At 61.7% G+C, this 1,933-nt stretch carries 2 protein-coding genes; both read right to left on the bottom strand.

What is annotated here, in order from left to right; genetic code table 11:
* Nucleotides 1–792 (bottom strand): translation elongation factor Ts (tsf, locus tag ACESL8_RS00945; RefSeq protein ID WP_372914966.1); only part of this gene is annotated, 792 nt, incomplete at its 3' end.
* 113 nt (nt 793–905) lie between these two features.
* Entirely contained in the window at nt 906–1,778 is an 873-nt protein-coding gene (rpsB, locus tag ACESL8_RS00940) for a 30S ribosomal protein S2 (protein WP_372914964.1), read from the bottom strand.
* Between the last annotated feature and the right edge of the window lie 155 nt (nt 1,779–1,933).

The raw sequence follows: 1,933 nt of genomic DNA, 5'->3' as shown, positions 1-1,933 counted from the left end.
GTCACTCACCTTGGACTTGCCGTCGATCACGAATATCTGGTTCACCAAGGTGCTTTCCTGGGCAAATTTGCGCACGCCGCCTTCGATCATCTTCTCGATGATTTCAGCCGGCTTGCCGCTGGCGGCGGCCTTTTCGCGGGCAATGGCGCGCTCACGCTCGATCAGCGCCGGATCAAGGCCGGTCTCATCAAGCGCCAGCGGGCTGGCAGCCGCAACGTGCATGGCAATCTGCTTGGCCAGCGGCTCCAGCACGTCTGCGGCAGCGGCCGATTCCAGGCCAACCAGCACGCCAATACGGCCGATGCCCGGCGCCACGGCGTTGTGCACATACGAAACCACCACACCCACGCCCACTTCGAGCGTGGCGGTACGGCGCAACGACTGGTTCTCACCGATGGTGGCGATGTTGGCGGTCAGCTTGTCAGCCACCGTGCCATCGCCGCCTGGATACGGCATGGTGGCCAGCGTTTCGGCGTCGGCACCGCTGCTCAACGCCAAGCCGGTCACAGTGGTCACAAAGCTCTGAAAGATGTCATTCTTGGCGACGAAATCGGTTTCGCTGTTCACTTCGACGGCGGTGCCCTTGGTGCCGGAAACGGCAACGCCCACCAGGCCTTCAGCGGCGGTGCGGCCAGCCTTCTTGGCAGCAGCGGCCAAGCCCTTGGCGCGCAGCCAATCAACGGCCGCTTCCATGTCACCAGCGGTTTCCGAAAGCGCCTTTTTGCAGTCCATCATGCCCGCGCCGGTCTTGTCGCGCAGATCTTTCACCATACTGGCGGTAATATCAGCCATGTGATGCTCCTGTTAGGTTGATGGCTGGGTCATGCCCGGCCAACATGAAAATAATGTGACAAGAGGCCGGGCACCCGCGGCGCCCGGCCTCCAATCATGCGAGCCGCAGCGCGTCAGGCTTCGGGCTGGGCTTCAACCGGCGCTTCAGCGGCAACTTCAACCGGCGCTTCAGCAGCAACATCAACTGGGGCTTCGGCGACGACTTCGGCGGCGACTTCGGCAACAATTTCAGCTTCCGGGGCCAGATATTCCACCGGGGCTTCGATCATTGCGCCCATATCGACGCCCGAATCGGCAGCGCGGCCCTGCTTGGCGTCCAGCACGGCGTCGGCAATCGCGTTCACATACAATTGAATGGCGCGGCTGGCGTCGTCGTTGCCCGGCACCGGGAAGGCAATGCCGGTCGGATCGGTATTGGAATCGAGGATGGCCACCACCGGGATACCCAGCACGTTGGCTTCCTTGACCGCCAGCTCTTCCTTGTTGACGTCGATGATGAAGATCACTTCCGGCAAGCCGCCCATGTCGCGGATGCCGCCGAGAGAAGCCTGAAACTTGTCCCGCTGGCGGGTCAACTTGAGCACTTCCTTCTTGGTCAGGCCGGTGGTGTCACCCGACAAAGTTTCTTCCAGCTGCTTGAACTTGCGGATCGAGCCCGAAATCGTCTTCCAGTTGGTGAGCATGCCGCCCAACCACCGATGGTTGACATAATGCTGACCACAGCGGCGCGCAGCGTCGGCGATCGGATCCTGCGCCTGGCGCTTGGTGCCGACAAAAAGCACCTTGCCGCCGTGCTGCACCGAAGCGCGCACGAAATCGAGGGCGCGGCCAAAAAGCGGCACGGACTGCGACAGATCGATGATGTGGACGCCGTTGCGCTCACCAAAAATGTAAGGCTTCATCTTCGGATTCCAGCGATGCGTCTGGTGGCCGAAATGGGCGCCTGCTTCAAGCATCTGCGCCATGGAAACGACGGGAGCCGCCATAGTATTTAACCTCCGGTTGAGCCGCCGCGGGGGAGTGGTCGGAAAAATTCCGGCACCGGATATGTCCCCCCGCGTGGGGATTGGGAATGGGGCGATTAGCGAAGCGTGCCAGCCCCGTCAAGCATCTGTCACTTTGCCAAAGTCACTTCTGAGGC

The organism is Sandarakinorhabdus sp. (assembly GCF_041689835.1).
Taxonomy (GTDB): Bacteria; Pseudomonadota; Alphaproteobacteria; order Sphingomonadales; family Sphingomonadaceae; genus Sandarakinorhabdus.
This window is presented reverse-complemented; position numbering and strand designations above follow the sequence as displayed.